Here is a 6,954-nt window from a genome sequence, read left to right as displayed (position 1 = left end):
TCATAAGAAGAAAAGGTTTCTCGTTAGGCTAGCGCCTGCGGGAAACCTTTTTTTATTTCTTTTTTATGTGACCAAAACCACGATACACACATCGTTACTTAAACAACGTCCTCTGAATCGATCTGATGGCAGCAATTCACTTGCAAAATCTCCGGTGTAAGGGGAGAAATGCCTGTTCTATGGTTGTTGTACCCCTGCTTTCATGGTGAAATGTACGCAAAATTCCGAATTGTACCTATCCTGAGCATAATACATCCACTATTCTTTTCACGTAAGGAAAGCGCTATCATTATGGATTTGAATTCACTATTTCAGAGGGGGTAGGGATGATTTGAAGCGAATGGGTAAACGGATGGCGATGGTTTTTGTGGTGTTCATCTTTGCAGCAGTTCAGTTTGGTTTTACAGGGACCAAAGGTCGTGTGGTTGAAGCTGCTGCAGAGACAAAATTAGCTGAGAAACCTTACATGGGCTGGAGCAGTTACAGTATGCAGGTGTATGACCCTTCCGTAAAATGGACATCAGCGGAGAGCATCAAGAAGCAATCTGATGCCATGCGCGAGAAGTTACAGGCTCATGGCTATGAATATATCAATATTGATGCGGGATGGAACGGAGATAATGATGAATACGGAAGACCGATTCCTAACCAAGAGCTGTATCCGAACGGATTCCAGGAGGTGATCGACTATGTTCATAACAATGGTCAGAAGATCGGGATCTATCTGATTCCCGGATTGTCCATAGATGCATACAATAAAAACCTTGAAATCTATGGGACGGGCGGAGCTTGCCGGATGCAGGATATTGCTTATCAGCCGCTTACCGTGATGGATGCTTGGAATGCGTATACCTACAAGATTGATTTTTCGAATCCATGTGCTCAGAAATACATCGATTCTATCGCAGATCTACTGGGCGAGTGGGGCATTAACTTTGTCAAATTCGACAGCGTGACTCCAGGATCAGGCATTAACAATCTGAGCCGGGATGCACGAGGAGATGTGGAGGCCTGGTCCAAAGCTTTGGCAAGGCATAATATCTGGTTCGAGCTTTCATGGGCACTGGACCATAACTACGTGGATTTCTGGAAAAAACACGCTAATGGCTGGCGTATCGATTGGGATGTGGAAGCATACGACAGCAATGTGGGATTAACGCAGTGGGCTAATATTGCACGATTGTTTCCAATCGCTGCGCTTTGGTGGCGTGATGCAGGCCCTGGCGGGTGGAATGATTTTGACTCCTTAAACGTGGGCAATGGATCCATGGATGGGCTCACCAAGGATGAACGGAAGACAGCCATGACATTCTGGGCGATCTCGTCTGCACCGTTGTATACAGGGAATGACATGACCAGGCTGGACAGCTATGGACTTGAACTTCTTACCAATGATGAAGTGATCGCTGTCAATCAGGCTGGACGTCCGGCTCATCCGGTATCGATGGATACCCAGCAGCAGGTATGGTATGCCAATAACGGAGACGGAACATACAGTGTGGCTCTGTTTAATCTGGGGAACCGGAGCGCTGAGGTTAAGGTCAATTGGAGTGATATTGGTCTGGAAGGACCTGCATCGGTCCGTGACCTGTGGAGCCATTCCGAACTGGGTACCTTTAACGAGGGATTTAACAGCGGTTTATTGGAGCCACATGCTTCACGAATGCTGAAAGTCAAGGCACTGAGCGGAACATCGACGGTGAATGACGATGATACAGGCATGCGTTATACCGGAGATTGGAAGCGAAATGGAGGCAAGGAACAATTAGAGGGTTCACAGGATCTGACTATAGCGATTCAGGATTCCACAGGCAATAAGAGAACGAATGCGGGTACAGCAGGAGACTCCAATGTAGCAGATGAACCTGCTGCTGAACCATCCGTTGTGGGAGACGATACCACGGTTACCGAGGTGGTCTACGTTAACGATGACGATAGTGAGATACATTACACAGGTTCATGGAATACGAATACCGGCAGAGGTTTCGGGGACTTCAATGACGATGTGCATTATACGGAAAAAGACGGAGATTATTTTGAATACACGTTCACAGGTACAGGCATCGAGCTGTTGACAGAGAAGCATCAAGAGCAAGGGGACATGAGTATTATTCTTGATAATGGAGAGGCAGAAAAGGTAAGCGCCTATACCGATGGAGAAAGGGAAGCCCAGCAGGTCCTGTTCAGCAAAACAGATCTGCCAAGTGGAACACATACCCTGAAGGTCGTTAAGGCATCGGGCCAATACATGCTTCTGGATGCGCTCAAGGTAATCAGGGAAAAAGAGTCTGGTGGGCAGAACAGTGCAATAAGCCCAACCGCTGCAGACTTTGATAAGGCAGTGGATCAGCAGGCGGATGTGAAAATTACGTTAAACCTGAACGGTAATACGTTAACTGGTGTGAAATACGACGGGGGCGATCTCGGCGAAGATGACTATGATGTCATTGACAATACGTTAACGATCAAGAAACAATACCTCACCCAGCTGCCCGTCGGCACAACGAAGTTTAACGTGTTATTTAGCGCGGGGGATCCGCAGACGCTGACGATTAAGGTTATTGACACCTCAGGAATCCGATTCGCGATGATTAACAATGACGATCCCGCAATTAAGTATAGCGGCAACTGGTCACGCAGCACGGGAAGAGCATTTGGCGACTATAAGGATGATGTGCATTACGCCGAGCAGAACGGCGATTATTTTGAGTATGAATTCAGGGGAACGGGTATTCAGTTTTTTACGGAAGTGGATCCGTCCCAGGGCGACATGGATATTTACGTGGATGGCGAGTTTAAGGAAACGGTAAGTGCTTACCGTGACGGACGTTTGGCGCAGCAAAAGGTCTATAGTGTCTCAGGGCTGCCAGATGGGCTGCACACACTTAAAGCCGTGAAAAAGTCGGGACGGTTCATGCTGCTTGACTTCCTCAAGGTGGAAATCCCCAATATCATTCAGCCGGTGAGTGCTGTTTTTGACAAAGCTGAATCTGCGCAAGCCGATATTGAAGTGACACTTCTGCAGGAATCGGAAAGTTTCAAGAAGATTATGAATGGCTCACTTGAGCTGGTAAAGGGAACTGATTATGAGATAACTGGGGATAAGGTGACGCTTAGAAAATCCTACCTTGCTGCGCAGCCTCTCGGCACGTTGAACCTCCGTTTTGTTTTTGGCGGCGATTATCTCAACGATGTTCATTATTCGGCGGTAAATGGTGATTCCTTTGAGTATGTCTTCAAAGGTACCGGCATCCGTATGATTACTCCGACTGGGCCTCAGCAGGGTGAGGTGGAGATCTACATCGACGGAAATCTGGTGCAAACCGTAGATACGTATAGTGATGGACGTAAAAATAGGCAGGAGATCTACAGCATAACAAACCTGACAAGTGGAGTGCATACGCTGAAGGCTGTCAAAAAGTCGGGTGAGCTCATGCTCACGGATCAATTGAAATTTACGATATCTGCTGGGGACAGCGGGCCAACAAACCCAACAAACCCAACAAACCCAACAAATCCGAGCAATCCATCAGGACCTTCCAATCCGAGTGGACCTTCAACCCCTGTTGTACAGCCTCCAGTTACTCCGGTTCCGGAAACAGAAGCGGGAGAGGAATCTTCCGGGAATACTCAGACGACTCGGCATGAGGCGTATATTAACGGTTATAAGGATGGACTGTTTAGACCGAATAACAAAATCACTCGCGCAGAGATGGCAACCATGCTCGCCAAAGTCGTTGAAAAAGACGCAGCATCATCAGATTTGACGTTCAGTGATGTGAGTTCTTCCCATTGGGCAGCAGCAGCTATAGAGAAAGTTGCAAAAATGGGACTGATGCAAGGCTACAAGGATGGCACATTTAAACCGAATCAGTCCTTGACCCGTGCAGAGATGGCAAGTTTGGCTGAGAGTCTGGCTCCGGATACGACCAAACCAGGCAGTGGGTTCTCTGATATTGGCAGTCATTGGGCTAAGGAAGCAATTCAAAAAGCCCAAGGCCTGGGAATCCTGACAGGTTACAAGGACGGCACCTTCCGGCCGAATGCTGAGCTGACAAGAGCAGAAGCCGTTGTTATCATTAACCGGTCGCTGGGAAGAGGACCACTTAAGGGAGTTTCACAGCCTCAGTGGAAGGATGTATCACCTTCCCATTGGGCTTTTGGAGATATTGAAGAAGCGTCGGTTAATCATGGTTCGAAGCCTGCTGCAAGTGGCGGAGAGCAATGGGTGGAATAGATCTGAAAATAGTGTGACTGAGAAGGGGACCGTATAGGTCCCCTTCTTTCTGAATCATTTTAATAAAGAGTGGGCTGCATCAGTAAAGTGTAATGAATGAGCTGCTGCACAAGCAAGAAAACAATTGACTAAGCCAAAAAATGATATAATCTTTGATTATGATAGCGCTACCAACAACTCGGAGATGGAGGGGCTGCCCATTCGAAATTCCAGTGTTTTTCGGAAATTTCTCATTTCGTATGTCATCATTTTGGTCATACCCAGCATAGGTGGCTACATGTCTTATCTGACTTCGATTTCCGTAACGCAGTCCATTTCCATTGAGACTGGGGTTACTCAGCTTGAGAAGGGCCAAGAAATATTGGAACGGCGCATGGCTGAAGTTGAAGGCTTTACCAGACAGCTTGCCGTGAATCAGGAACTGAACGTCCTAATGAATGAAAGGGATAACGAAACGAATGTATATGGCATATGGCGAGCCATGGAGAATGTGCTGACGTTTGGACAGACGAATGATTTCCTGCAGAATTATTATATTTATTTAGCCAATTATAATCTAATTCTTACCCCGGGTTCCTCCTACAGGCCGAATCATTATTATGCCGATTTTCATTATACAGATCTATCCCTGGAGGAATGGATGAATCAAGTATTAAAACAAACGCATCGTAGTGAAATTAAGCCGCTCAGTTCCTATGTCAGCAGAGGCCAGCAAACTTCGGTCATTACATATATGCAATCTCTGCCTTTGGACAGCTTCAACGATTCCTCGCCAGCGGTAGCTGTCGTCGTCATTGATGAGAAGATGATCGTAGGACTGCTGTCCAGTATGACGGACCGATATGGCGGCTGGGTTCACATTAGCGATGCGGAAGGGAGAACCATTGCGCTGAAGGGCAGCGGAGAACCTGAGATGGCCAAGATGATCGATGATCCGAAATTCGATCCGAACAAGGTTAGTCAGTTCTATGAGGATGATCTGGTAATCACTACGCAATCGGATTCTAACGGCTGGGTATATCAGGCCGGGATTCCGCGTGACCTCCTTCTGGAAAATGCAAACAAGATCAAGAAGATGAGCATGCTCATTACAGGTGGAACACTACTGATTGGACTGCTCGTAGGGCTGGTGCTTGCTTATCGTCATAGCGCTCCAATTAATCGACTGCTAAGTGTGATGAAGGAACAATTCGGACGAGATGACGGGACTTCCAGGAATGAGTTTGATTTTCTAAGCGGAAACATCTCGGATATGATCACCAAGAACAAGCTGCTCGAGACAGAATTGAATCGCCAGCTGCCACTCGTAAGAGATGCTTTTTTGAAGCGCCTGATCTCCGGTGAATTCAAATCACGGGACGAGATTTGGTCTGCTGCCGAGCAGGCGGATATTCATTTGCATCAGGGAGCAGGATATGCGGGTCTCGTTCAAATCAAAGGTTATGGCAGCATGGATAACGTGGATATCCTGAATGAGCTAAATGCTTCTCGGCTGCTGTTGAAGCAGGCGCTGAGCGAGCTTGGCGCTAATGTACAGATGACCGATTGGGGATCGGATAAGGTGGCCACGTTGTTTTTCTCCAAGGATGAGGAAGCTGATACACAACGCACTGTAGAAGATATTACGCAGATCATGGATGATTTGGCACAGGTTGTGTTTAATGATTACCGGATCACCATCCAGTCGGGATTCGGCAACCATTTCTCGTCCGTGACGGAGGTCAGTGATTCCTTCGACCAAGCCAATCAAGCTCTTGAATATGCCATCTACATGAACGAAAGGGGCATGGTGTGGAGCAGTGAAACACAGACCGAAAATACGACCTATTATTATCCGCTCGACTCCGAGCAGCGACTGATTACAACAATCCGGGCCGGAGAACTTGAGGAAGCCAAGCGGATTGTCGAAGCCATCATGGTACAGAACATGGAGCAGCGTGAGCTATCCATGGAAATGAAGCATCAACTGATTGGCGAGATGAAGGGAACCTTTATCAAGCTGCTTGATCAAAAGGCATTTACGGAATACGATTCCATCGAAAACGTCAAAAGGCGAGTCATCGATATTGGGTCCGCGGAGCCACTGGAGACCGTTAAGTCTGAATTGTACGAAATCATGGAAGAGCTGTGCGGACTGATTGCAAACAAGAAGAAGGATACTCATAGTCAAATCGTTAAACAGATCAAAGCGTATACCGCAGAGATGTATTCGGATGCCGAGCTAACCCTATATCGCGTTGCTGAACATGTTGAGCGGCCTGAAAAATACATTTCCCAACTGTTCAAGGAGTATACGGGGGTTAATTTTTCTGATCATCTGATCAAAGTGCGAATGGATCAGGCGATGATCCTGTTAAGGGACAGTAATTATACCGTGGACGAAATAGCAGCAAGAGTGGGGTACAACAGTTCACATTCCTTCCGGCGTGCCTTTAAACGATTGAATGGTATTTCTCCAAGCGTGTATAGACAGACTCCCTACGAATGAATTCAATCAGGTCTTATGGCCGTGTTGTCCCAAGAGGACGATGCGGTCTTTTTGGTGCAATCTAGCGGTTTATATGGAGAAATGGCCGTTCTGTTGCAGGTTTGTGCCCTCGAAAAGGGATAACTGTACGCTCTACATCTCAATTGTACCTGTTAAGAATACATCCCAATCCACTATGATCAACGTGTAGTAAGCGCTATCACCATTGAACATCACAGGCTGAAGTCAG

2 protein-coding genes are annotated in these 6,954 nt (G+C 47.0%); both read left to right on the top strand.

Features of this window, described 5'->3' with window-relative positions; all coding sequences use genetic code 11:
* Positions 1–340: 340 nt before the first annotated feature.
* Complete coding sequence (locus CHH60_RS08455; protein WP_255247872.1) at positions 341–4,237, top strand: X2-like carbohydrate binding domain-containing protein; 3,897 nt, start codon at positions 341–343, stop codon at positions 4,235–4,237.
* Positions 4,238–4,361: 124 nt separating this feature from the next.
* Positions 4,362–6,725: a helix-turn-helix domain-containing protein gene (locus CHH60_RS08450; protein WP_255247868.1), complete on the top strand. Its 2,364-nt coding sequence runs from the start codon at positions 4,362–4,364 to the stop codon at positions 6,723–6,725.
* Positions 6,726–6,954 lie beyond the last annotated feature (229 nt).

The sequence above is a fragment of the Paenibacillus sp. 7523-1 genome, assembly GCF_002276415.1.
Classification (GTDB): domain Bacteria; phylum Bacillota; class Bacilli; order Paenibacillales; family Paenibacillaceae; genus Paenibacillus; species Paenibacillus illinoisensis_A.
Note: the sequence above shows the minus strand (reverse complement) of the source record. Positions and strands in the feature narration are given on the sequence as shown.

Bases quoted from the DNA above. Each gene is read 5' to 3' on its own strand.
- CHH60_RS08455 (WP_255247872.1), top strand. From the start codon at position 341: ATGGGTAAACGGATGGCGATGGTTTTTGTGGTGTTCATCTTTGCAGCA.